Origin of the sequence: Streptomyces morookaense (genome assembly GCF_013030945.1) — a bacterium.
In the GTDB taxonomy this organism is placed as follows: Bacteria; Actinomycetota; Actinomycetes; order Streptomycetales; family Streptomycetaceae; genus Streptomyces; species Streptomyces morookaensis.
Window position 1 is genome coordinate 1 of the sequence record NZ_JABBXF010000002.1, and the last position, 23676, is coordinate 23676.

22 protein-coding genes are annotated in these 23676 nt (G+C 73.3%); 9 read left to right on the plus strand and 13 right to left on the minus strand.

Features of this window, described 5'->3' with window-relative positions; translation table 11 throughout:
* Both HG542_RS00865 and HG542_RS00870 read right to left on the minus strand, forming a co-directional pair.
* Positions 1–1176: alpha/beta fold hydrolase (locus tag HG542_RS00865; protein ID WP_308699098.1), on the minus strand; the 1176-nt coding region annotated here is incomplete at its 3' end.
* Positions 1177–1264: 88 nt separating this feature from the next.
* A complete protein-coding gene (locus tag HG542_RS00870) occupies positions 1265–2659 on the minus strand; it encodes a DEAD/DEAH box helicase (protein ID WP_171078153.1) in 1395 nt (464 codons plus the stop codon).
* Between the two features lie 140 nt (positions 2660–2799).
* On the opposite strand from HG542_RS00870, the gene HG542_RS00875 reads away from it, so the two are divergent.
* Positions 2800–3228: an effector-associated constant component EACC1 gene (locus tag HG542_RS00875; RefSeq protein WP_171078011.1), complete on the plus strand. Its 429-nt coding sequence runs from the start codon at positions 2800–2802 to the stop codon at positions 3226–3228.
* Positions 3225–7799, plus strand: a complete 4575-nt coding sequence (locus HG542_RS35895) for a caspase, EACC1-associated type (RefSeq protein WP_171078012.1) — start codon at positions 3225–3227, stop codon at positions 7797–7799. Before HG542_RS00875 ends, HG542_RS35895 begins: the two co-directional genes overlap by 4 nt.
* Before the next feature lie 12 nt (positions 7800–7811).
* On the opposite strand, the gene HG542_RS00885 is transcribed toward HG542_RS35895, so the two are convergent.
* From HG542_RS00885 to HG542_RS00920, 8 genes are all read right to left on the minus strand, one after another.
* Positions 7812–8390, minus strand: a complete 579-nt coding sequence (locus HG542_RS00885; RefSeq protein ID WP_227725013.1) for a hypothetical protein — start codon at positions 8388–8390, stop codon at positions 7812–7814.
* Between the two features lie 5 nt (positions 8391–8395).
* Positions 8396–9517 (minus strand): ROK family glucokinase, encoded by a 1122-nt coding sequence (locus tag HG542_RS00890; protein ID WP_171078013.1) that lies wholly within the window; start codon positions 9515–9517, stop codon positions 8396–8398.
* A 197-nt stretch (positions 9518–9714) separates the two neighbouring features.
* Positions 9715–10584 (minus strand): ATP-binding cassette domain-containing protein, encoded by an 870-nt coding sequence (locus HG542_RS00895; protein WP_171078014.1) that lies wholly within the window; start codon positions 10582–10584, stop codon positions 9715–9717.
* Positions 10551–11591, minus strand: a complete 1041-nt coding sequence (locus HG542_RS00900) for an ABC transporter permease (protein ID WP_171078015.1) — start codon at positions 11589–11591, stop codon at positions 10551–10553. Before HG542_RS00900 ends, HG542_RS00895 begins: the two co-directional genes overlap by 34 nt.
* Positions 11588–12598 carry a sugar ABC transporter substrate-binding protein gene (locus HG542_RS00905; RefSeq protein ID WP_171078016.1) on the minus strand — a complete coding sequence of 337 codons (1011 nt, stop codon included), beginning with the start codon at positions 12596–12598 and terminating at the stop codon, positions 11588–11590. The genes HG542_RS00900 and HG542_RS00905 overlap by 4 nt, the downstream gene beginning before the upstream one ends.
* Positions 12599–12824: 226 nt before the next feature.
* The gene (locus HG542_RS00910) at positions 12825–13571 is read right to left on the minus strand and encodes a GntR family transcriptional regulator (RefSeq protein WP_171078017.1); all 747 of its coding nucleotides are present in this window, start codon (positions 13569–13571) and stop codon (positions 12825–12827) included.
* A gap of 101 nt (positions 13572–13672) precedes the next feature.
* Positions 13673–14314 carry a bifunctional 4-hydroxy-2-oxoglutarate aldolase/2-dehydro-3-deoxy-phosphogluconate aldolase gene (locus HG542_RS00915; RefSeq protein WP_171078018.1) on the minus strand — a complete coding sequence of 214 codons (642 nt, stop codon included), beginning with the start codon at positions 14312–14314 and terminating at the stop codon, positions 13673–13675.
* Between the two features lie 361 nt (positions 14315–14675).
* The gene (locus tag HG542_RS00920; RefSeq protein ID WP_171078019.1) at positions 14676–15092 is read right to left on the minus strand and encodes a guanyl-specific ribonuclease; all 417 of its coding nucleotides are present in this window, start codon (positions 15090–15092) and stop codon (positions 14676–14678) included.
* Between the two features lie 154 nt (positions 15093–15246).
* On the opposite strand from HG542_RS00920, the gene HG542_RS00925 reads away from it, so the two are divergent.
* The 4 genes from HG542_RS00925 to HG542_RS00940 are packed head-to-tail and all read left to right on the plus strand — an operon-like array spanning position 15247 to position 17253.
* Entirely contained in the window at positions 15247–15861 is a 615-nt protein-coding gene (locus tag HG542_RS00925) for a helix-turn-helix domain-containing protein (RefSeq protein WP_171078020.1), read from the plus strand.
* A complete protein-coding gene (locus HG542_RS00930; RefSeq protein WP_171078021.1) occupies positions 15858–15998 on the plus strand; it encodes a DUF6126 family protein in 141 nt (46 codons plus the stop codon). The genes HG542_RS00925 and HG542_RS00930 overlap by 4 nt, the downstream gene beginning before the upstream one ends.
* Before the next feature lie 24 nt (positions 15999–16022).
* Positions 16023–16703 (plus strand): thiaminase II/PqqC family protein, encoded by a 681-nt coding sequence (locus tag HG542_RS00935; protein ID WP_171078022.1) that lies wholly within the window; start codon positions 16023–16025, stop codon positions 16701–16703.
* 13 nt (positions 16704–16716) lie between these two features.
* Entirely contained in the window at positions 16717–17253 is a 537-nt protein-coding gene (locus HG542_RS00940) for a GNAT family N-acetyltransferase (RefSeq protein WP_171078023.1), read from the plus strand.
* On the opposite strand, the gene alc is transcribed toward HG542_RS00940, so the two are convergent.
* A complete protein-coding gene (gene alc, locus HG542_RS00945) occupies positions 17225–18379 on the minus strand; it encodes an allantoicase (protein WP_171078024.1) in 1155 nt (384 codons plus the stop codon). The two genes, HG542_RS00940 and alc, sit on opposite strands and share 29 nt — an antisense overlap.
* Entirely contained in the window at positions 18376–19725 is a 1350-nt protein-coding gene (gene allB, locus HG542_RS00950; RefSeq protein WP_171078025.1) for an allantoinase AllB, read from the minus strand. Before allB ends, alc begins: the two co-directional genes overlap by 4 nt.
* A 154-nt stretch (positions 19726–19879) precedes the next feature.
* On the opposite strand from allB, the gene HG542_RS00955 reads away from it, so the two are divergent.
* Complete coding sequence (locus tag HG542_RS00955) at positions 19880–20665, plus strand: IclR family transcriptional regulator (RefSeq protein WP_171078026.1); 786 nt, start codon at positions 19880–19882, stop codon at positions 20663–20665.
* A gap of 194 nt (positions 20666–20859) precedes the next feature.
* On the opposite strand, the gene HG542_RS00960 is transcribed toward HG542_RS00955, so the two are convergent.
* On the minus strand, positions 20860–21219 hold the full coding sequence (locus tag HG542_RS00960) for a DUF5955 family protein (protein WP_171078027.1): 360 nt from the start codon (positions 21217–21219) through the stop codon (positions 20860–20862).
* A gap of 157 nt (positions 21220–21376) precedes the next feature.
* Between HG542_RS00960 and HG542_RS00965 the strand changes: the two genes are divergently transcribed.
* Both HG542_RS00965 and aceB read left to right on the plus strand, forming a co-directional pair.
* Entirely contained in the window at positions 21377–22027 is a 651-nt protein-coding gene (locus HG542_RS00965) for a nucleotidyltransferase family protein (RefSeq protein ID WP_229922766.1), read from the plus strand.
* A 47-nt stretch (positions 22028–22074) separates the two neighbouring features.
* Positions 22075–23667 carry a malate synthase A gene (aceB, locus tag HG542_RS00970; protein WP_171078029.1) on the plus strand — a complete coding sequence of 531 codons (1593 nt, stop codon included), beginning with the start codon at positions 22075–22077 and terminating at the stop codon, positions 23665–23667.
* Positions 23668–23676 lie beyond the last annotated feature (9 nt).

Below are 23676 nucleotides of genomic sequence, written 5' to 3' on the forward strand. Positions count from 1 at the left end.
CGCAACCGCCGAGGCACCGCCCGAAGGCACCGGCCAGTCGTCACGCCCGGCACCCGGGCCTGGCACAGCGCCAGCAGGACGGGCCGGCTCAGCAGCCGCGACCGCAGACGTACTGCCCGACGGCACCGGCCAGTCGTCACGCCCGACGCCCGAGCCGGGCACAGGGGCACCCGGACGGGCCGGCTCGGAAACCGCAACCGCCGAGGCACCGCCCGACGGCACCGGCCAGTCGTCACGCCCGGCACCCTCACCCGGACTCACACCCGCGACCGCGCCCGGTCCCGCACCCGTCGCCGCATCAGCCGGCCGGCCAGGACCCGGCACCGGCCCCGCCGGAGCGCCTCCGCCTCCCGTCGGCCAGTCGTCCGCGGCGCGGCCCGCCGGGGGCCCGGGAATGCGGACCGTGGTGGCCGTCGCCGGTGTCGTGAAGTGGCGGACCAGGAGGTCCGTCACCGCCGCCGGCTGTTCCACCGGCGTCAGATGGCATGCGCCCGGCACCACCGCGAGGCGGGCGTCGGGGATGCCCGCGACCAGGGCGCGGGCCTGGGCGGGCGGGGTGACCTGGTCGTCCGCGCCGACGACCACCAGGGTGGGGGCGGCGACGCGGGCCAGGTCCGCCTGCACGTCGAACGCGGCCAGCGCCTCGTACGCCGCCGCGAAGCAGTTCAGGTCGGTGCTGCGGACCATCTGGACGGCCCAGTCCACGATGGCCGGCTGTGCACTCGCGAACGCGGGCGCGAACCACCGCCCGGGCACGGCACGGGCGATCGGTTCGAGGCCGCTCCGGCGCACCCCCTCCGCGTCGGCGGCGCCGAAGCGGGCCGCGGAGCCCAGCAGGGCGAGCGCGGAGAGGCGGTGCGGGTGGCGGAGGGCGAGGTCGGTGCCGAGGGCGGCGGCGAAGGAGCAGCCGGCGTAGTCGAAGCGCTCGATGCCCAGGGCGTCGAGCGTGGCGACGAGCCGGTCGGTGAGCTCGCCGACCGTGCTCGCGGGCTCGGCGGGCGAGCCGCCGTGGCCGGGCAGGTCGAAGCGCAGGACGCGCCGGTGCCGGCTCAGTTCCGGGATCTGCCGGTCCCACATGTGCCAGGTGGTGCCCAACTCGGGGCCCAAGACCAGGACGGGGGCGCCTTCCGGCCCGTCCGAGCGGTATTGCAGGGTGTTCACCGGTCTCTCACTCACCCGCCCGACCCTCTCATGTGCCCTTTCCGCCCCTATGACGGGGGCATGACCGAGGGAGCACGTCCACGCCCCCTCAGGGCAACGCCCCTCAGCCGCCCCGTCGCACCCGGGCCGCCTTGCGGGCCTCGGCGAGCATGCGGGCCTCGCCCGCCTTGCGGGACTTGCCGCCGGTGCCGCGGGAGGTGCCCTTGCTGGTGCCCAGGCCGCGGAAGGGGGCGTTGGTGTTCTTGGGCCGGGGCGCTGCGGGCCCGCCGTCGAGCGGGATGCCGGACGGGGCCCTGGCGCCGGTGATCCGGCTCAGTTCCGCCTCGCCCGAGCGGACCTTGGTGACCGTCGGCTCGATGCCGGCCTCGGCCATCAGGCGGCTCGTCTCGCGGCGCTGGGCCGACAGCACCAGCGTGACGACGCTGCCGGCCCGGCCGGCCCGGGCGGTGCGGCCCGCGCGGTGCAGGTAGTCCTTGGGGTCGGTGGGCGGGTCGACGTTGACGACGAGGTCGAGGTCGTCGACGTGCAGGCCACGGGCCGCGACGTTGGTCGCCACCAGGACGGTGATCTGGCCGTTCTTGAACTGCGCGAGGGTCCGTGTGCGCTGCGGCTGGGACTTTCCGCTGTGCAGGGCCGCCGCGTGCACTCCGCTCGCCCGCAGATGCCGGGTGAGCTGGTCGACCGCGTGCTTGGTGTCCAGGAACAGCAGGACGCGGCCGTCGCGGGCGGCTATCTCCGTGGTGACGGCGTACCGGTCGGGGCCGTGGACGACCAGCACATGGTGGTCCATCGTCGTGACCGCACCCGCGGACGGGTCGACGGAGTGGGCGACCGGGTCGTGGAGGTGGCGGTGGACCAGCTGGTCGACGTCGCGGTCCAGGGTGGCCGAGAACAGCATCCGCTGGCCGTCGGCGTGCACCTGGTCGAGCACCTCGGTGACCTGCGGCAGGAAGCCCATGTCGCACATCTGGTCGGCCTCGTCGAGGACGGTGATCCGTACGCGTCCCAGGCGGCAGGCCTTGCGCTCGACGAGGTCGTGCAGGCGGCCGGGCGTGGCGACGACGACCTCGGCGCCGTCGCGCAGCGCGGCGGTCTGCCGGCCGATCGACATGCCGCCGACGACCGTGGCCATCCGCAGCCGGAGCGCCTCGGCATACGGGGCGAGCGCCTCGGTGACCTGCTGGGCCAGCTCCCGGGTGGGCACCAGGACCAGGGCGAGGGGCTGCTTCGGCTCCGCACGCCGCCCGGCTGTCCGTGCGAGCAGCGGCAGGCCGAAGGCGAGCGTCTTGCCCGATCCCGTGCGCCCGCGCGCCAGGACGTCGCGTCCCGCGAGGGCGTCGGGCAGCGTGGCCGCCTGGATCGGGAAGGGCTCGCGCACATCCAGCTCGGCGAGCGTCCGCAGCACCGCGGCCGGCAGTGCCATGTCGGCGAAGGCGGCCGGGGACGCCGTCGGGGCGGGGTCGCCGTGCGAGGTGCCGAGGGCGTCCGGGTGGTTCACGTGGTTCATGAAGAGCCTTCCGCGTGGGGAACGTACCGAGGAAGGCCCGGCAGGGAAACGTTTGAGGGTAGCACGTACCCGGACATCCGTTCCCGTCAAGGCGTTCTCACACGTCCCACCCCTTCACTACCATCCCCCACATGCAAGCCACCATCATCGTGGAGAGCGTGAACGCCCCAGTGGGGACCGACGACTTACGGCGCTGGCTCGGCGGACAGCCGGAGCTGCGCGGCAGGATCCGCAGGCGGGCGGACGTGCCGGAGCCGGGGACCATGGGCGCCGCCGCCGATGCCGTGATCGCCGTGCTCGAGCCGGGCGGCGTGGTCGCGGCCCTGGCCGGCGCCGTGGTCACCTGGGTGCGGACGCGGGGCGGCACCCAGACGGTCACCGTGACCCGGGCCGACGGCACGCGGTTCACCCTCAGCAGCACCCAGGTCAAGGGGCTCGACGCCCGGCAGACGGCCGAGCTGGCGGAACGGCTGGCCGCCATGCTGGAGGACCGCGGCGACGAGGCGCGGCCCGGCCCGGAGGACGGCCGGGCGGCACGGCCCGGAACCCCCCGGAGGTGACCGGCCTCGCCGCCCCCGGCACCCGCGCCGTCCTCGTCGGCACCGGCACCCACGCCCCCGGCTCCGCGCTCCCCGCCCTGCCCGCCGTCGACGCCACCGTCGACGACCTGGCCCGGGCCCTGCGCGACGTGTGCGGACTGCCCGAGGACCACATCCGCCGGGTGCCCGCCGACGCCACGGCGGCCGACGTCATCGAAGCCGTGCAGCAGGCGGTCGCCGAGGCCACCGGCACCGTCCTCTTCTCCTACACCGGACACGGCATCCTCGGACCCGGGGACGAGCTCTACCTCGCCACCCGCGGCACACTCGGCGAGGACCGCATCGCGCCCTGCGTGCCCTACCGCGTCGTCAAGGACGCGCTCGGCGGGGCCACCGGCGGCAGCGTGGTCGTCCTCGACTGCTGCTTCTCCGGACGCGCCGCGGTCCCCGGGGCGGGCGGCCCCCGCGGGGTGTTCGACTCCGCCCTCCCCGACGGCAGTTTCCTCCTCACCTCCGCCTCCGGCTTCGCCGTGTCCTACGCACCCGACGGCGAACGGCACACGCTCTTCGGCGGGAAGCTGCTGCGGCTGCTGGAGGACGGCGACCCCTCCGGCCCGCCCCTGCTGACGCTGGACGACGTCCACACCTTCCTCGACCGGGCCTTCCGGGACGGGACGGTGCACCCCCAGCGGCGCAGCGAAGGCACCCTGGGCGGGCTCGTCGTCGCACCGAACCGCGCCTACCGCCGGCAGCGCCCCGCCGCCGCCCTGCCCCCAGCCGACGTGCCCTGCCCGTACCCCGGCATGGAGCCCTTCCGGGCCGAGGACCACGCCCACTTCTTCGGCCGCGAACAGCTCACCGAGGAACTGCTGGACGCGGTGTCCGGCCCCGGGGCGGACGGCCGCCCGCTCGTCCTCGTCGGCGCCTCCGGTGCCGGCAAGTCCTCGCTGCTGCGCGCCGGGCTGCTCGCGGGGCTCGACCGCCGCCACGGCGCCGGGCGCCCCGGCACCCCCTGGCCCGCCGTGCTGCTCCCCGCCCCCGGCCCGCACCCCTTGCGCGCCCTCGCCGAACGCTGGGCCCGGGCCACCGGGCACCCGCCGGACGAGGTCCACGGCCGACTCCTGTCCGGCGCGGGGCTCCCCGCGCCGCGCCCCGGCTCCACGGTCTGCCGGCTGCTGGTGGTGGACCAGTTCGAGGAGACGTTCACCCGCTGCACGGACCCGGAGGAGCGCACCCGGTTCATCCGGTCGCTGTGCGCACCCGGCGGCGACCCCGCCGCCCACCCACGTGTCGTCCTCGGTCTGCGCGCCGACCACTACGGCAGCTGCCTCGCCCACCCGGAACTCGCCGAGGCCCTGGAGCACCGGCAGCGCACCGTCCGGCCCATGGACGAACAGGCCCTCCGGGCGGCCGTCGAACGGCCCGCCCTCGCCGTCGGATTGGCCCTGGAGGACGGCCTCACCGACCGGCTCCTCGCCGACCTGGCCCAGGACACGGACGAGGAACGCCCCACGGACGCACCTGCCGAGGCCACCGCGCTGCCCTTCCTCGCGCACGCCCTGCGCGAGACCTGGCTGCGCCGCTCCGGCGCCGTGCTCACCCTGGCCGGCTATCAGGCGACGGGCGGCATCCGGCAGTCCGTCGCCACCACCACCGAGGCCCTCTACCAGGAGCTGGACGCGCCCGCCCGCACGGCGCTGCGCGAACTCCTCCTGCGCATGGTCGAGTTGAGCGGCAACGGCGAGTTCGTCCGCCGCCGCGTCGAACTCTCCGACCTCCTCGCCGGCCGCCCGGACGACGAGCAGCAGCTTGTGACGGGCGTGTGGGACCGGCTCGCCGACGCCCGCCTCGTCACCGTCGACAAGGGCGGGGCCCAGATCGCCCACGAGGCGCTGCTGCGCGCCTGGCCCCGGCTCCGCTCGTGGATCCGCGAGGCACAGACCGAACTCCTCGCCCGTCAGCAGCTGTCCGAGGCCGCGGCGGCCTGGGAGGAACACGGCAGGGACCCCGGCTACCTCTACACCGGCAGCCGCCTGGAGACCGTCCGGCCCTGGCTCACCGGCACGACCGCGGGCCAGCCCGGGGCGGGCATCGGGCTGACCACGGCGGAACGAGCCTTCGCGGAGGCGGGGTTGCGCGCGGCCCGGCGCACCCGGCGCCGCCGCCTGGCCGTCACCGCGCTCGCCGTCTGCCTGGCACTGCTGCTCACCGCCGCCGGTACCGTCGCCTTCCTCGAACGCGACCGGTCACAGCAGCGGGCCGCGAACCTGACCTCCGAACGCATCGCCGCCCAGGCGGAGGCGCTGCGCCCGCAGGACCCGTCGGCCGCGCTCGACCTGAGCCTGGCGGCCTACCGGACGGCCCCCACCGTCGAGGCGCGCACGAGCCTGCTCCAGAGCGCGACGGCGCCGGTGGCGCTGACCCTGTCCGGGCACACCGGCAAGGTCCTGAACCTGGCCTTCCACAAGGACGGCAGAGTGCTGGCGAGTTCGGCGGCGGACGGCACGCTGCGCCTGTGGGACTTCGCGGACCGCTACCACCCCGTACCGGGCGCCGTCCTGCACACCGGCCGTCCCGTGGCCGTCGCCTGGCGGCCGGACGGCCGCTACCTGGCCGCGTCGAGCCGCGACACCTTCTTCCTGTGGGACACCTCCGACCCGCTCCACCCCCGGCAGGTGGCCCGCCTGGCGACGGACGGCACCCGGATCAGCGCCCTCGCCTTCAGCCCGGACGGCCGCACCGTCGCCGTGTCGGGCGACCATGTGCGGATACACCTGTGGGACGTACGGGACCCCGCCCGCCCGGCGTCCACCGTCGTGCACATTGCCGAGGACCAGGCCGTCGTGGCCGAGGCCTACAGCCCCGACGGGCACGTGCTGGCCACGGCGCTCGACGACGACACCATGCGGCTGTGGGACACCGGACGGGCCGGCGGCCTCACACCGCTCGCCACCGTGAAGGACGCCGCGCTGCTCTCGCTGGCCTTCCGGCCCGACGGGCAGATGCTGGCAGGAGGCGGCAGCCATACCGGCAGGTCCGACAACCTGTGGGCATGGGACGTGAAGGACCCGAGCCGGCCCCGGGCCCTGAACAAGCCCACCGCGTACAGCACTTCGGGTGCGTACACCGGGCTCGTCTGGCGGCCGGACGGGCAGTTCGTGGCGGCCTCGACCGTCGGGGACAAGTCGGTCCACACGTTCACCTTCCGGAGCGGCACCGGCTCCGCACCCGGCACCGACCTCGACTGGAGCGCGGGGGTGCTGGTCGGCGGCAGCACACGGTCCCTGGCCTACTTCCCCGACGGCCGGGGTCTTGTGGCGGGGGACGAGGACAACGGGGACATCGCCGTACGGCAGCCGCCGCCGCGGGCCGTCACCGGCGGGGTCGCGGACCGCGGATACGTCGCGGGCAGCGCGTTCGACGAGTCCGCGCACCATGTCGTGACCGGAGGAGAAGCCAACAACAAGCAGCCGGTGCGGATATGGGACGTCTCCGCACCGGGCCGCGCCCCGAAGCCGACCGCCGAACTGCCGCCGCCATGGGTCAGGGCGCGGTTCCTCACGGACGGCCGGATGCTTCTGAGCCGGAACACCGACGGCACCCGGCTGAAGCTGTGGCAGGTGGACGGCGGCCGACTCCGGCCGGGGTACGAGTTCCGGCTGTCCGGCGGGGCGGTGCAGGGGAGCGACCCGGAGGTGTACGCCGTGAGCGACGACGGGGCCCTCTTCGCCCTGCGCGGCGCCTCCGAGAGCACGATGGGGCTGTGGGACATCCGGGACATCGAGCACCCGCGGCGGGTCGGGGAGGTGCCGTGGCCCCGCGACGACGGCTCGACCACCCCGTCCTTCCCGGGGCGGCGGGTCCTGGCGCTGATGACCTCCCACGGAACGCAGACCTGGGACGTACGCGACCCCCGCAGACCCCGCCGGGGGGATGTGGTGAAGGAGACGCCGTGGTCCACGATCAGCGATGACGGCGACGGTACCGGGCCCCGGCTCGTGGTGGGCCGGGTCCCGAGCCGCGGCCGGCCCGGCCGGCAGGAGACGCACGTCTGGAGTCTGACCGCCGACGGCACGGCGCGCAGGATCGTGAACGTCGACAAGGACGTGTCCGCCACCGAGCTCATCTCCCGGAACGCCCTGGCGGTCCTCTCCGAGGAGGGCAGGCCGACGGTGTGGGACCTGCGCAGGCCGGGGCGGGGCGTCCCGCTGCCGGGGCCCGTCCCCAAGGTCCAGTACATGTACGCCTCCCGGGCCCGCCACCTGGTGGCCGCCTGGGAGAACGAGGGCCTGCTCGCGCTGTGGAACGTGTCCGACCCGAACGGCTCCCGGCCCGGAGGCGACGACGAACTGCTCGTCCTGTCCGACCTGACGCGGAAGATGCGCATCAAGGACATGAGCCCCGCCGGTGACCTCGTCATGTCACCGGAAAGCACCGGACAGCTCGTTCCGCTCGGCGTCGACTCGCTCGTCGTGAGCACGGACTTCACCGCCCTGAGCCGCACCCTGTGCTCGATCCGCAGCACGCGCGTGCCGGAGAAGCAGTGGAAGGAGCTGCTGCCCGGCGTGAAGCGCCAGGATCCCTGCCCGTAAGGCGCCCGGCCGTCAGGGGGTGGTCGTCGAAACGACGTACACCTTCGGGTGCTTCGGGTCGTCCATATTGGCGGTGATCTCCAACTCCGGCCTGGGCCGGTCCCCCTGCTTGTGGACCGTGCCCTTCCAGTGGTGGCCGCTGCCGAACTTCCAGCCCACGACGGCCGCTTCGTCGGCGTCGATGGTGATCTCGCCGTCCTTGAGGGCGGACGCGTTCGTGCCGACGCTCTTGAGCCACTTGTCGAACTTGGCGGGCGTGGTCGTGAACTGGAGATACAGCGAGCTGGACTTCCAGGAGTTGTCCTCGTAGTGCGCGACCCCGGTCGCGTAGTACGGCACCGACATCCCGTAGATGCGGCGCTGCAGGCGCGACGGCCAGCCCTCCTCCAGCTGCCCGTCGGTGGCCTGCTCCTCCTTCTCCCCTGCCGGGCCGCGGCTCTGCAGCGCGGAGATGTAGAGGTAACCGGCCGGGATGGCGATGAGCAGGAAGACGATGACGGCCTTGAGCCAGCGGCGCGGCGGGCGTCCGCCGTCGCCGCCGCCTATGGGCTGTTCCGGCGCGGCGGGCGCCTGGTTTCCGGTGTGTTCCATGGTGATCACCCGCGACCTGCCTTCGCATAGCGCTCGTACCGTTCGACCCGGCGCCGGTTGGCGCGCCGGAAGCGCCGTGCCACCAGGCGGGCCAGGTCGGCGGCGCCGACCATGCCGGCCTCGGGGCCGAGCTGGGCCTTGACGATCCGGGCCTCCGGCCGGTAGCCGCGGCCGGTGAGATGGCGCCGGAAGGCGTCCCGCGCCGGGCCGATGAGGAGGTCGTCGGCGGCGCTGACGCCGCCGCCGATGACGAAGCAGGAGGGGTCGAGGGCGGCGGCGAGGTTGGCGATGCCGACGCCCAGCCACTGGCCGATGTCCTGGAGGAGCTCGACGCACATGGCGTCGCCGGAGCGGGCCAGCTCGGTGATCAGCGGGCCGGTGATCTCCTTGACGTTGCCGCCGGTGCGGTCGATGATCCCCTGCGCCACCGGGGACTCCGCCGCGGCCAGCTCGCGGGCCTCGCGGACCAGCGCGTTGCCGGAGCTGTACTGCTCCCAGCAGCCGCGGTTGCCGCAGGGGCAGCGGTGCCCGCCGGGGACGACCTGCATATGGCCGAACTCGCCGGCGACGCCGAACTTGCCGCGCTTGACCTGGCCGTCCTCCAGGATCGCGCCGCCGATGCCGGTGCCGAGCGTGATCATGACGAGGTGGTCCTCGCCACGGCCGGCGCCGAAGCGCCACTCCGCCCAGGCGGCGGTGTTGGCGTCGTTGTCGACCATGACAGGGACGGCGAGCCGGCCGGCGAGGCGGTCGCGCAGCGGCTCGTTGCGCCAGGACAGGTGAGGGGCGAAGAGGACGCGGTTGCGGTCGGCGTCGACCCAGCCGGCCGCGCCGATGCCGACGGCGTGCACGTCGTGCCGGTCGGAGAGGTCGAGGACGAGCTCCGTGATGGTGTCCTCGACGACCTTGGGGCTCTTGGACTTGTCCGGCGTCTCGGTACGGATCTTCTCGAGGATGGTGCCGTCGGCGTCCACCACGCCGGCCATGACCTTGGTGCCGCCGATGTCGATGCCGACGGTGGGGACACGGGGGGCGGTGAGGTGGGAGCGGCGCTCACGGGTGCCCACGGTGCGCAGGACGGTCGCTCTGGCGGTACCCCGGTGCACCCTGTCGCGGTACATGCTCATCGCGCCACCTCCGCGCTGCGCGGTCCGGCGGGTGTTCGGGGGCGTGCTCGCACGAGTCGTCGTCCCTGCGGTGGTCTCGGGAGGCCGCGGCCTCGCGGGTGTGGTCGTCGCCGATTGTGCCTCACCGGGGGTGGGCGGTGCACAACGGCGGGGGCGGGACGGTCTCCCGTCCCGCCCCCGCCGTGCAGGTCCGCCGGTCACCCGGCCGGGTCCGCGTCGACCTTCTTCCCGCCGATCACATCGGGGCCCGGGGCGCGCTCCAGCTCGTGGCTGAGCTGGTCCAGCTCGCTGCCGCCCGCCATTTGACGGGTCAGCTCCTCCAGGGCGATCCCGGACTTGCTGTGGCTGCCGGCCATCGCGCCGCGCTTGAGCAGCACGAAGCGGTCTCCGACGAGGTAGGCGTGGTGCGGGTTGTGCGTGATCAGGACCACGCCCAGGCCCGCGTCGCGGGCGGCGGCGACGTACTTGAGGACGACGCCGGACTGCTTGACGCCGAGCGCGGCCGTCGGCTCGTCCAGCACCAGGACCTTCGCACCGAAGTAGACGGCCCGGGCGATGGCCACGCACTGCCGCTCGCCGCCGGAGAGGGTGCCGATGGGCTGGTCGACGTCGCGCAGGTCGATGCCCATGCGCAGCAGCTCGGCGCGGGTGGTCTCGCGCATCTGCTGGACGTCGAGGCGCTTGAACGGGCCGCGGCCCTTCGTCGGCTCCGAGCCCAGGAAGAAGTTCCGCCACACCGGCATCAGGGGAACCACGGCGAGGTCCTGGTAGACGGTGGCGATGCCGCGGTCCAGCGCCTCGCGCGGGGAGCCGAGGCGGCTCTCCTCGCCCTCGATCTCGAAGGTGCCCGCGTCGTGCTGGTGCAGCCCCGCGATGATCTTGATGAGGGTGGACTTGCCCGCGCCGTTGTCGCCCAGGACGCAGGTGATCTCCCCCGCGTGCACCTCCAGGGAGACGCCCTCCAGGGCCCGGATGTTGCCGTAGTACTTGCTCACGTCCGTGAGCCTGACCAGCGCGGTCGTCTGCTCCGCGGTCATTTGGTCGCCTCCGCCCGTTTGCGGACCCATGCGTTCAGCAGGGTGGCCAGCAGCAGCATGGCGCCCAGGAAGAACTTGAACCAGTCCGGGTTCCACTGCGCGTAGACGATGCCCTTGCTCGTCATGCCGAAGATGAACGCGCCGACCGCGGACCCGATCGCCGAGCCGTAGCCGCCGGTCATCAGGCAGCCGCCGATGACGGCCGCGATGATGTAGAGGAACTCGTTGCCCACGCCCTCGCCGGACTGCACGACGTCGTACGACATCAGCAAGTGCTGGCCCGAGATCCAGGCGCAGAAGGCCACGCCCATGTACAGGCCGATCTTGGTCTTGTTGACCGGGACGCCCACCGCGCGCGCCGCGTCGGAGCCGCCGCCGACCGCGAAGATCCAGTTGCCGACGCGGGTGCGCAGCAGCACCCAGGTGGCCAGGGCGACGAGGCCGAACCACCACAGGATGGTGACCTGGAGGTCCACGCCACCGATGGTCAGGTGCGAGGCGAAGAGCGCCCGCGCCGAGTCGAAGCCCTCCATGTCACCGATGCTCTTGGTGGAGACGGTGCCGCTGATGAGCTTGGTGAAGCCGAGGTTGAGGCCCGTGAGCATCAGGAAGGTGCCGAGCGTGATGATGAAGCTGGGCAGCTTGGTGCGGGTCAGCATGAAGCCGTTGAAGAAGCCGATCGCAAGGGTCACGAGCAGCGAGACCCCCACGCCGACCCAGACGTTGGCCGTCATCTGGTAGCTGAACATCGACGAGACCAGCGCCGAGCTCGTGACCATGACGCCGGTCGACAGGTCGAACTCGCCGCCGATCATCAGCAGCGCGACGGGCACGGCCATGATGCCGATCGTCGACGAGGCGTAGAGGACCGTGGAGAGGCTCGACGCCTGCAGGAAGCTTTCGGCGACGAACGAGAAGAAGAGGAAGACGGCCGCGGCGCCGACGACCGCGCCCAGTTCGGGGCGGCCCATCATGTGGCGCAGCCAGCTCTGGCGCACCAGGCGTTCGTCGGCCTCCGCCGGGACTGCTGCGCTCATCGGGTGCCCCGCTTCGTGTAGTCCGCCAGGGCCTTCGCGTCGTCCTTGGTGATGATCTGCGGGCCGGTCAGCACCGGGCGGCCGCCGCCGAGGACGTCGGCGTTGTACTTGTACAGCCACAGCAGGTCGACCGCCTCGTACCCCTGGAGGTACGGCTGCTGGTCCACGGCGAAGCCGAGGGAACCGTCCTGGAGGGAGTCGGCGACCTTGGCGTTGAGGTCGAAGGTGTCGACCTCGGCCTTGCTGCCGGCCTGCTGGGCGGCCTTGACCGCGGTGGGCGCGAAGGGGGCGCCGAGGGTGACCACGGCGTCGATGTCCTTGTCGGACTGCAGCTTGGCCTCGATGGACGACTGCACGTTGGGCATGTTGGTGCCCTCGACGTAGAGGTTCTGCAGATCGCCCTTGAAGGTCTTCTTCACGCCGGCGCAGCGCTGCTCGTGGCCGACATTGCCCTGCTCGTGCAGGACGCAGACGGCCTTCTTCTTCCCGCGCTTGTTGAGCTCGTCGCCGACGGCCTCGCCGGCGATGGTCTCGTCCTGGCCGATGTGGGTGAGGGCACCGAAGGCCTTGGACTCCTCGGAGCCCGAGTTCACGGTGATCACCGGGATGCCCGCCGCCTTCGCCTTGGCCACGACGTCCTTCATGGCGTCGGGCTTGGCGAGGGTGACGATCAGGCCGTCGACCTTCTGGTCGATCATGGCCTGGACGTCCTGGGCCTGTTTGTTGCCCTCCACGTCATGGGCGTAGAGGAACTTGATGTTGTCCTTGACCGCCGCCTGTTTCGCACCGTTCTGGACGATGTCCCAGAAGGTGTCGCCATCACCCGAGTGGGTGACCATCGCGAAGGTCCACCGGGGCGTGTCGACTGCAGCGTGCCCCTGGGCGGCCGCCTTGGCCCGCTCCTCCGCGCGCTTGCCGCCCGTACTGCTGCACCCCGCCAGAGTGGCGCCGAGCACCGCTGCCAGCACGGCGCTCAGCGCGCGTACGCCTGTCCGAACCCTTGCCACGAGGACTTGCCCTTCTCACTGTCTGTCACGGTGCGGCCGGACCCCGATCGTGCGGGCCCAACCGCCCAAGTATCCGTCACCATCCGTCACCGCTGTCGGCCGGGGCGTCGGCGGTGTGTACCGGGCTGTGTCATGTGGGTGGAGTTCTAGTGGCGGACGCCACATCGCGTCAAGACTTTGTCAGAACATTCTTACGACGGGACAAGGATCTCCGCTCGGACACACCCTAGGGGCGCGCCAGCAACTGGAAGTCGAAGGAGTAGCGCGAGGCCCGGTAGAGATGGGAGCCGAACTCCACCGCGCGGCCCGTGTCGTCGAAGGTGGTCCGCTCCATCGTCAGCAGCGGCGCGCCCTCGGGCTCGCCGAGCAGCCGGGCCTCCTCGGCGGTGGCGGCGCGGGCGCCGATCGTCTGGCGGGCGCTGTGCAGGGTGATGCCGGCGCTGCGCATGAGGCGGTAGAGGCCGGTCTCCGCGAGTGCGTCCGCGCCGGCGTCGAGCAGGCCGGCGGGGAGGTGGTTGCGCAGGTGGGCCACGGGCTCGCCGTGGGCGAGGCGCAGCCGCTCGACGTAGCGGACCTCCGTGCCCTCGGGCACGCCGAGGGCCGCGGCGACCTGGGCCGTTGCGGGCTCGGTGCCGTGGTGGAGCACGCGGGTGGCGGGCCTCTGGCCCGCGGCCTCCAGGTCGTCGTAGAGGCTGCTCAGCTCCAGCGGGCGCCTGACCTGGCTGTGCACGACCTGGGTGCCCACGCCGCGGCGGCGTACGAGCAGGCCCTTGTCCACCAGCGACTGGATGGCCTGGCGGACCGTGGGCCGGGACAGGCCGAGGCGCCCGGCCAGCTCGATCTCGTTGCCGAGGAGGCTGCCGGGGGCGAGTACGCCCTGCTCGATGGCGGCTTCCAGCTGTTGGGACAGCTGGAAGTAGAGGGGGACGGGGCTGGTGCGGTCGAGGGTGAAGTGAAGGGGTTGCTGCGCCACGGAGGGAGCGTAGCCGGGGCTGCGTGTTGACCGGTAGTCCGGACGTCCTGTTGTACGGACATACCGGGCTCCGCCCGGGGCTCCACGGGGCGCAGCCACCGCTACGGTTCGCCGTACGGATCCGCCTCCGCCAGCCTTCCCAGGAGTTCGCCCGCGCGCTTCGCCACCGAGTCCCGGTCGCCCTCGGCCAGGTCCGCGCCGAGGGCGCAGGCCACCGCTCCCGCCGCGATCCAGTCCGGCGCGCTGTCGACCGTCACTCCCCCGCCGCTCACCACCAGTGCCGCCTGCGGCAGTTCGGCCCTGAGGTCCTTGACCCAGTCCGGGTGCGGCGAGGGCGACGGGAAGAGCTTGACCGCGTCCGCCCCCATCTCCAGCGCCCGGACGATCTCCGTCGGCGTCGCGACGCCGGGGAAGACCGGGATGCCGTAGCGGTGGCCGGTGGCGATGACCTCGTGGTCGAGGATGGGCGAGGAGAGGAAGGAGGCGCCCGCGTCGATGGCCATCCGGGCCGAGGCCGCGTCCAGCACGGCGCCGGCGCCGATCAGGCCCTCGTCGCCGACCTCCCGGACCAGCGTGGTGACCGCTTCCAGCGCGAAGGGCGTGGTGAGGGATATCTCCAGGCTGGTGACCCCGGCGGAGATCAGGGTGCCCGCCGTCACCGCGGCCTGGTCGTAGCTGTCGCCGCGGACGACGGCGAGGACTCGCTGCGCGAGTGCGGCTCGGGTGATCTCCCAGCGGTACACGGCAGTTCGCCGCCCTTCTCGGTGTGCATGGCGTGGACGTCAACAGGCGGGGCTCACGGCCCGGGACGGATGCCAGGCGGTCAACCACCGCTTCCGCTGCGGCACTTCACGCACGATCGTCGATGCCCTGTACATCACGCCCCCTCCCCGGAACGCCGCTCTACCGAAACGTTAACGGGAGGCGCCGACAATCGGCCCCGGACGGACGGCATGGGTCGCGTGAAGGCGCGAAAAGGGGAGCGTTCCCGCCCCCGCCCGCCGTGGAAGGCGTCGCACGGTGTGCCGTTGCGCGCCCCCTGCCGGGAAAGGCGGGGGCCCGCCACCGCGGTGCGGTGACGGGCCCTCCTGCGGGACGAGTTGCTCAGCAGGTCCAGTCGACCTGGGCGAAGCTCGCGTAGTGGTCCGCTGTGTAGTAGTCCTCGTGGTCGCCCTGGCCGGTGATGATGCGCCGGGTGCCGCGGGTCGGGGCGCCCGGGGTGATGACCGTGTACTCGTGGTAGTAGCCGCTGGACTGCGCCGGCAGCGCGCCCTCGCGGTTGGAGAAGACGATCCCGTCCCGCGGGTACGGGAAGGGGCCGCCCTGGTCGATGAGGTTCAGGGTGTCGTGGGCCTGCGACGGCAGCTGCGAGTAGCAGACGCTGCCGACGGAGTCCGCGCTCACGGCCGCGGTGGCGGCGACGGTGTGCGGGGCGGCCATGGCGGGCGTGCCGCCGAGCAGCAGGACGGAGGACAGGGCCGCGAGCGCGCCGATGCGTGCGAGGCGATGGGGGGTTCTCATGCCGGACAGCATGCCGAGCGATGACCGTGCCATGTCAATGGCGTGATCTTGATGTTTTCCTGATGTTCACCGAATGTGACGCGTTCACGAAGGAACCTTTGCCTCCGAGGCAAAACTTTTTGTCCTACAGGTAAAGCGGGGATATACCGGAGCCATGAACCAGCCGCCGGATCCGCTCCCCCTCGTCGCCCCGCAACTGCGCGCCCTGCGCACCCGCAGCGGGCTGACGCTGGAGGTTGCGGCCGCCCGGGCCGGGCTCTCGCCCGCGCACCTGTCCCGGCTGGAGACCGGCCACCGGACACCGTCGCTGCCGATGCTCCTCGCGCTCGCCCGGACCTACGGCACGACCGTCTCCGATCTGCTGGGCGAGGTGCCGCCCGAGTCGGATCCGATCGTACGGGCCGACCGTATGGAGGCGCAGCAGGCGGGCGGCTGGACGTACTGGCGGGCGGGGGGTTCCGGGCGGGCGATGCAGGCCCTGCGACTGCACGTGCCGCAGGGGCAGGCCGGCCAGGAGCAACTGGTCCGGGTGCACCCGGGCGAGGAGTGGCTCTATGTCACCGCGGGCCGGATGCGGCTGACGCTCGGCGAGGCCGTGCACGAGCTCGGCCCCGGCGACGCCGCCCACTTCGACTCCCTCACCCCGCACCGCATCGCCGCCGTCTCGCAGGGCGGGGCGGACCTGCTGTTCATGCACACGCTGATGCAGAGCGGCGCGCCCGGGCTGTGCCTGGGCGACGCCGCACCGAACCGGAGGGGAATGCCGTGAGCGACAACGCCAAGCGCTACGTGGAAGAGGACCGGGCACCCATGGGGATGACGGTCCGGGTGTTCATCTACCTCGTCGCCGTCCACTTCATCGTCGCCTTCTTCTTCCTCATCTTCTGGCTTGCCGGGGCGAAGTGACCGCCTGCGTCCTAACCTGGCGCCATGGCCCGTACAGCTGAGGAAGTCCTGGCGCAGGCGGTGCAGGAGCTGGCACCGGACACCGCGGCGAACCGGCTCGTCCCGCGGATCGCCGCGGGCACCGCGCCCCGGGAGGCCGTCTCCGCCTTCGCGCTGGAGCAGCACCACGTCATCAGGGGTGACCGGCGCAGCTTCGCGCACCTCGCGGCCCGGTCCGCGGACCGCCCGGCCGTCGCGGGCTTCTTCACGCACCTCGCCGGGGGCGAGACCGTGGCCCTGGACCGGCTCGGTGCGCTGACGGCCGCCTGCGGTCTGGACGACGCCGCGGTACGGGCCTACGAGCCGCAGGCCGGCTGCCAGGCCTACCCGGCGTACGTGGCCTCGCTGGCCCTGGGCGCCGAGCCGGCCGACGTCGTGGTCGCACTGACCGCCAACTTCGCCGCGTGGGCCGGCTATTGCGCCACGCTGAGCCGGGGGCTGCGTACCCACTACGGCTTCGACGACGCGGCCTGCGGCTTCTTCGACTTCTTCGCCGGGCCCGACCCCGAGGGCGAGGCGCTCGCCCTCGCCGCGGTACGGGCCGGGCTGGCGGACGGCACGTTCTCGGAGCGGCTGGCGCGTCGGCACGGACGGCTGCTCCAGGAGTACGAGTTGATGTTCTGGGACAGCCTGGACGGGGTGTCCACCGCGGGGTGGCCGTGGTGATAGACAGGTGTGCATGCCGATATACCGTGCAATTCCCGCCGACGACACCGAGGCCCTGGCCGCCGTCGACGCCATCGACAACTCCTTTGTCACCACTGCCGTCCTCGAAGTGACCGCCCGCGCCGACGGGTTCGTCCTGCGCGAGGCACCGGTGGATCCGCCGCTGCTCAAGGAGTACCCGGACGAGGACGAGGAGCGCGCGGACGGTGCGGAGGTCGTGGCCGCCTACGAGGGCGCCGAGCTGTGCGGCGCGGTCACCGTGGCGTACCAGGCCTGGAACCGTCGCCTCCACATCGCCGACCTGCGGGTCTCCCCCGCCCACCGCGGCCGGGGCATCGGCCGCGGCCTGCTGGACCGGGTCCTCGCCCGGGGCCGCGAACTGGGCGCCCGCACGGCCTGGTTGGAGGTCACCAGCGTCAACGCCCCGGCGGTCCGGGCCTACCGGAAGATGGGGTTCACATTCGCCGGCCTGGACACCACGCTCTACACCGGCACCGCCTCCGAGGGCGAGACGGCCCTGTTCATGAGCCGTCCCCTGGCTTCCGGCTGAGGGCCTCCGCCGTCAGGGAGCCGTGCACGCGCAGCCGGGCGAGGCCCCCGTCGGGATGGATGTCGACGCGGACGTGCGTGGCCGTCGGGGCTCCGTCGAGCAGGAAGCGGTGGACGGTGTCGGGCTGGAGGCGGGTGCGGGGCAGCAGCGGGGTCCAGCCGGTGGTGCGGTCGGCCGGGTCGGCGCCGGTGGTGGCGTCGAGGACATGGACGTCGGCCCAGCCGGGGGCGTTGCCCTTGTAGCAGCCCGTGTCGATCTCGACGGCACGCAGGACCGCCTGCCCGGTGAGCCGGTAGCGCACCCAGTCGTGGCCGCGGTCGCGTCGGCGGCGGGTCTCCCATCCGCCGTCCATCCGCAGGGAGCGGCCGGGATGGATGGAGTTGAGGGCGGAGGAGAAGAAGCGGTCGGAGGAGTCCTCGACATGGCCGCCGTTCTCGAGCGCGGCGAGGTCGAAGGTGCCGAGCGCGCCCAGCCAGGCGAGGTCGGGCACCGGCTCGCCGTGCACCCGCAGCCGGGCGATGCCGCCGTCGGGGTACTGGGCGAGGCGCAGGTGGGTGAAGCGTTCGCGGACGGCGACGGCGAAGCCGTTGGCGGCGTGGCCGCCCACGGGGGTGCGCGGGACGAGGGTCGTCCACGGCGCGTCCGGGGCCAGCAGCTCCTCCGGGGAGGGGGTGCCGGGCAGGGCGGTGGCCTCGACGGCGACGGACTCGGGGTGGTTGCCGCGGAAGTGGGCGGTGTCGACGACGATGCCGTGGACGACGCCGGGCACCCCCAGGCGGACGAGCGCCCAGTCGTGGTCGCCGGGGGCGGGGTGCGGGGCGGCGGCGGTGCCGCGGCGGCGGCGGGTCTCCCAGCCGTCCATGATCTTGCCCTTGTGGCCGAAGAGTTCGGGGTCGAAGCGGGCGGGGCCGGGGACGAGCAGGTTCTCGCGGTCGGCGAAGAACTCGTCGTTGGCGGCGGTCACGGCGCCGCCCAGCCTCCGGTCGGCGAGGTCGGGAAGGACGTCGAAGGCGAAGGGCGCGGTGCGGTAGTCGGCGTAGGGGTCCCCGCCGGGGTAGGGGCGTGCGGGCCCGGTGAACTGCGGGGGAATATCCACGGGTTCGGCTATGTCACTCGTGTCTCTCATATGCGGGGGTGCTGCCTCTCCAGGAGTCGGCCGGTGGGCCCGGTGATGGGGGTGCCGTGGTCGGCGATCTTCCGGCCGCGCAGCCAGGTGGACCGCACGACGCCGTGCAGGGTGCGGCCCGCGTAGGCGGTGACCTGGTTGCGGTGGTGGAGCGCGGCCGGGTCGACGGTGAAGGTCTCGTCGGGGGCGAGAACGGCGAAGTCGGCGTCGCGGCCCGGCTCGACGGCGCCTTTACGGGCCAGGCCGGCGAGGGCGGCCGGGGCGGCGGACATCCAGCGGGCCACGTCGTCGAGCGTGTGACCGCGCCGCCGGGCCGCGGTCCAGACGGCGGGCAGCCCGAGCTGGAGGGAGGAGATGCCGCCCCATGCGGCGCCGAAGTCGGGGACCTTGAGGCCGGTGGTGCAGGGCGAGTGGTCGGAGACGACGCAGTCGACGGTCCCGGCGGCGAGCCCCGCCCACAGCGCGTCCTGGTTGGCCGCCTCCCGGATGGGCGGGCAGCACTTGAACTCCGTGGCGCCGTCGGGTACTTCCTCCGCGGTCAGGGTGAGGAAGTGCGGGCAGGTCTCGGCGCTGACGGGCACGCCCTCGGCCTTGGCTGCGGCGACGAGGGGCAGCGCGTCCGAGGAGGACAGGTGCAGGACGTGCACACGCGTGCCGAAGCGCCGGGCCGCGTCGACGACGGCGGCCACGGCGGCGTTCTCGGCGGCCCGCGGGCGGGAGGCGAGGAAGTCGGCGTAGCGCGTGCCGCCGCGCTGCGGTGCTGCGGAGAGCCGGTCCGGGTCCTCGGCGTGCACGATCAGCAGGCCGCCGAAATCGGCGATCCGGGCCGCGGCGGCCTCCAGTCCGCGGCGGTCCAGCGGCGGGAACTCCTCGACGCCGGAGGGCGAGAGGAAGCACTTGAAGCCGAACACCCCGGCGGCGTGCAGGGGTTGCAGGTCACCGGTGTTGCCGGGCACGGCTCCGCCCCAGAAGCCGACGTCGACGTGCACCGCCTGCTCCGCCACGGCCTGCTTGACGCGCAGATGAGCGACGGTCGTGGTGGGCGGAAGGCTGTTGAGGGGCATGTCGACGAGTGTGGTGACGCCCCCGGCGGCCGCGGCGCGGGTGGCGCTGCGAAAGCCCTCCCACTCGGTGCGGCCGGGGTCGTTGACGTGCACGTGGGTGTCGACGAGGCCGGGCAGCAGGACGTCGTCGCCGAGGTCCTCCAAGGCTTCTGCGGGCGGGAGTTCGGCCGCGTACGGCAGGACGGCGGCGATCCGCCCGTCCGCGACGGCGACGGAGGCGGGGCGGGTGCCGTCCGGGGTGACCACTCTCGTCGAGCGCAGCAACAGCTCCACCGCGGGCATGGCGCCCCCTCCTCGATCCGCCGGCCGGGTCCGTGCTTCAACACTCTGTTGACGCCCGGGTGGCCCGCAGTCTTCTGCGGTGGCCCGACCCCGTCAAGACCCCTTCCGTACACCGGTAGGCTGCTGCCACTCACCGTCCCGGAAGGACCGCACCGTGCCCTCGCCCGCCGAGCCCCGAACCGCCTCGCCGACCGGTGGCGTCCAGTCGCTGGAGCGCGCCTTCGACCTGCTGGAGCGGATGGCCGACGCGGGTGGCGAGGTCGGGCTGAGCGAACTCTCCACGAGCAGCGGCCTTCCGCTGCCCACCATCCACCGGCTGATGCGCACCCTCGTCGCCTGCGGCTACGTGCGCCAGCAGCCCAACCGCCGCTACGCGCTGGGCCCCCGGCTGATCCGCCTCGGCGAGAGCTCCTCCCGGCTGCTCGGCACCTGGGCCCGCCCGCACCTCGCGCGGCTGGTCGAGGGGACGGGCGAGACGGCCAACATGGCGCTGCTGGACGGGGACGAGGTCGTCTACGTCGCCCAGGTGCCCTCGCGGCACTCGGTGCGGATGTTCACCGAGGTCGGCCGCCGGGTGCTGCCGCACTCCACGGGGGTCGGCAAGGCGCTGCTCGCCCAGTGCTCGGACGACGAGGTGCGCGCCCTGCTGGGGCGTACGGGGATGCCGGCTGCGACCGAGAAGACGATCACCACGCCCGAGGCGTTCCTGACGGCGCTGGCGCGGGTGCGCGAGACGGGTTTCGCGGTGGACGACAACGAGCAGGAGCTGGGGGTCCGTTGCCTTGCGGTACCGGTGCCGGACTCCCCTACGGCGGCGGCGGTCTCCGTGTCGGGGCCGGCGGGCCGGGTGACGGACGAGGCGACGGAGATGATCGTGCCGCTGCTGAAGCGGGTGGCGGCGGAGCTCGCCGCCGAACTGGCGGTGCCGGACGCCCCGTAAGGGGCGCGGGGCTGTGTCGATATGCGGCTCCGCCGCGTGGGCGCGAGCAGGTGCGCCCCGTCAGGGGCGCGGGGAACTGCGCGAGCAGCCCCCACCGGCCTGCAGTCGACGCACTACCCCAGAGGTCCGGGGCGTAGCCCCGGGGACCCCGGCTGCGGGCACGTCGTGGCTGAGCGCGCAGTTCCCCGCGCCCCTTACGGGGCGCGAGGCTCCTCGCGTGGTCGAGGCACCACAGACGTCTCGTCGAAACTGTCCACCGCCGCGCGGACTTCGCCGAGCGCGCCGGACAGCGCGCTCACCGACCCCACGGCACCGGCGACCAACAGCAACGCACTCCGCAACCGCGAAACATCCGGCTCCCCGGCCCGCGCCATCGCGTCCAGCGCGGCGAGTTCGTCGTCGGCGGCCTCCCGGTCGGGTAAGGCGGCGGGGTGCCCGGCAAGGGCCTTGCGCAGCCGCGAGACGGCGGCGCACAGCACGACCGCTCTCGGGTCCGGATTCCGACCGGAATGGCCCGCTCGCTCCTCTTCCACCACTACGGCGCCTTCCGTCACGACTCTCCCCCTCCCACGGCCCGCCCGCGCGGATCAGTTAACGCCACTTTCTGTGCGACGCGCCACACGCACAGCGAAATTCAGGCCGCATGTTCCCGTGCGGGTGACGAACTGACGTCCGGCGCACACGCGCCCGGTCATGGGGTATGCAGGGAGCATGAACAACTCCAAGGACCCTCGTGCACACGGGCCTTCGGTCGCCGGTCTGCTGCTGGCGGCCGGCGGCGGACGGCGCCTCGGCGGCCGGCCCAAAGCCCTACTGAGGTACCGAGGTGGTCTGCTGGCCGGGCACGCCCTGGAGGTGCTGCGCGCGGGCGGCTGCTCGCCGGTGCACGCCGTGCTGGGCGCGGGGGCCGCGGAGGTCCGCGAGCGGATCCGGCCGCTCGCGCCGGGGACGGTCCTCGTGGAGAACCCGGACTGGGCGGCGGGCATGGGCTCGTCGCTGCGGGCGGGCCTGGAGTCGCTCGCCGCCGTGCCGGGCGCCGGCGCCGTCCTGGTGATGCTGGTGGACCAGCCCCGCATCGGCCCGGAGGCGGTGGCGCGGGTGCTGGCCGCGCACCGCGCCGGCGCCGGCCTCGCCGCCGCGGCCTACGGGGGCGAGCGGGGGCACCCGGTGCTGTTCGCGCGGGAGCACTGGGCGGGCGTCGCGGCGGCGGCCCGCGGCGACCAGGGCGCGCGCACGTATCTGCGCGCGCACGCCGCCGGGATCACGCTGGTCGAGTGCGGGGACGTCGCCGCGGCGGACGACCTCGACACCCCCGAGGACCTGGCGCGGCTCACGGCAGGCGGCATTGAACTTCCACCATGAGGAAACTACTGTCCGCTGTCTCCCTCCAGTTGAAGGAGCTGACCGCCATGTCCGCAGCAACACCCGCCGAACCGGCCGTAGTCCAGGGCCCGCCCGTGGAACGCCAGGAGGAGGTGCTGACCGACGGTGCGCTCGCCTTCGTCGCCGCCCTGCACCGCCGCTTCACCGGCCGCCGCGACGAGCTGCTCGCCCAACGGGCCGTGCGCCGCGCGGAGATCGCCCGCACCGGCAGGCTGGACTTCCTCCCCGGCACCGCCCGCATCCGCGAGGACCCCTCCTGGCGCGTGGCCCCCGCACCGGCCGCCCTGGAGGACCGGCGCGTGGAGATCACCGGGCCGGCCGACGACCGCAGGATGACCGTCAACGCCCTCAACTCCGGTGCCCGCGTGTGGCTCGCCGACTTCGAGGACGCCTCCGCCCCCACCTGGCAGAACGTGCTCGGGGGCCAGCTCAACCTGATCGACGCCTACGCGCGCCGCATCGACTTCACCACTCCCGAGGGCAAGTCCTACGCCCTCCGGCCCGCCGAGGAGCTGGCCACGGTCGTGATGCGCCCGCGCGGCTGGCACCTGGACGAGCGCCACCTGACCGTCGACGGGCGGCCCGTGCCCGGCGCTCTCGTCGACTTCGGCCTCTACTTCTTCCACAACGCCCGGCGCCTGCTGGAGCTGGGCAAGGGCCCGTACTTCTACCTCCCCAAGACCGAGTCGCACCTCGAAGCCCGCCTGTGGAACGACGTGTTCGTCTTCGCCCAGGACTGGACGGGCCTGCCGCACGGCACGGTCCGCGCGACCGTCCTCATCGAGACGATCACCGCGGCCTACGAGATGGAGGAGATCCTCCACGAGCTGCGCGACCACGCCTCGGGGCTCAACGCGGGCCGCTGGGACTACCTCTTCTCGATCGTGAAGAACTTCCGCGACGGCGGGGAGCGGTTCGTCCTGCCGGACCGCAACGCCGTCACCATGACCGCGCCCTTCATGCGCGCGTACACCGAACTCCTCGTCCGCACCTGCCACAAGCGCGGCGCGCACGCCATCGGCGGCATGGCGGCGTTCATCCCCTCGCGCAAGGACCCCGAGGTCAACGAGGTGGCCCTGGAGAAGGTGCGGGCCGACAAGGACCGGGAGGCGGCCGACGGCTTCGACGGCTCCTGGGTCGCCCACCCCGACCTCGTCCCGGTGGCCCGGGCCTCCTTCGACGCCGTCCTCGGCGCCCGCCCGCACCAGAAGGACCGGCTGCGCGAGGACGTGCACGTGACGGCTGATCAGCTCATCGCCGTGGACTCGCTGAAGGCCAGGCCGACGTCCGAGGGCCTGCGCAACGCCGTCCAGGTCGGCATCCGTTACATCGAGTCCTGGCTGCGCGGTCACGGCGCGGTCGCCGTCTTCCATCTCATGGAGGACGCGGCCACGGCGGAGATCTCGCGCTCCCAGATCTGGCAGTGGGTCCATGCGGGGGTCGTCCTGGACACGGGCGAGAAGGTGACCGCGGAGCTGGTCCGCCGCCTCGCCGCGGCGGAACTGGCAGCGGCCGACGAGGGCCGCTGGCAGGAGGCGCACGACCTGCTGCTGAAGGTGGCGTTGGACGAGGACTATGCGGAGTTCCTGACGCTGCCGGCGTACGAGCTGCTGGAGTGAGGGGCTGCC

Excerpts from the sequence above, each read along its gene's own strand:
- HG542_RS00875 (WP_171078011.1), top strand. The coding sequence starts at position 2,800 with ATGCAAGCCACCATCATCGTGGAGAGCGTGAACGCCCCAGTGGGGACC.
- HG542_RS00885 (WP_227725013.1), bottom strand. The coding sequence starts at position 8,390 with ATGGAACACACCGGAAACCAGGCGCCCGCCGCGCCGGAACAGCCCATA.
- HG542_RS00890 (WP_171078013.1), bottom strand. The coding sequence starts at position 9,517 with ATGAGCATGTACCGCGACAGGGTGCACCGGGGTACCGCCAGAGCGACC.
- HG542_RS00895 (WP_171078014.1), bottom strand. The coding sequence starts at position 10,584 with ATGGGTCCGCAAACGGGCGGAGGCGACCAAATGACCGCGGAGCAGACG.
- HG542_RS00900 (WP_171078015.1), bottom strand. The coding sequence starts at position 11,591 with ATGAGCGCAGCAGTCCCGGCGGAGGCCGACGAACGCCTGGTGCGCCAG.
- HG542_RS00920 (WP_171078019.1), bottom strand. The coding sequence starts at position 15,092 with ATGAGAACCCCCCATCGCCTCGCACGCATCGGCGCGCTCGCGGCCCTG.
- HG542_RS00925 (WP_171078020.1), top strand. The coding sequence starts at position 15,247 with ATGAACCAGCCGCCGGATCCGCTCCCCCTCGTCGCCCCGCAACTGCGC.
- HG542_RS00935 (WP_171078022.1), top strand. The coding sequence starts at position 16,023 with ATGGCCCGTACAGCTGAGGAAGTCCTGGCGCAGGCGGTGCAGGAGCTG.
- HG542_RS00940 (WP_171078023.1), top strand. The coding sequence starts at position 16,717 with ATGCCGATATACCGTGCAATTCCCGCCGACGACACCGAGGCCCTGGCC.
- alc (WP_171078024.1), bottom strand. The coding sequence starts at position 18,379 with ATGAGAGACACGAGTGACATAGCCGAACCCGTGGATATTCCCCCGCAG.
- allB (WP_171078025.1), bottom strand. The coding sequence starts at position 19,725 with ATGCCCGCGGTGGAGCTGTTGCTGCGCTCGACGAGAGTGGTCACCCCG.
- HG542_RS00965 (WP_229922766.1), top strand. The coding sequence starts at position 21,377 with ATGAACAACTCCAAGGACCCTCGTGCACACGGGCCTTCGGTCGCCGGT.
- aceB (WP_171078029.1), top strand. The coding sequence starts at position 22,075 with ATGTCCGCAGCAACACCCGCCGAACCGGCCGTAGTCCAGGGCCCGCCC.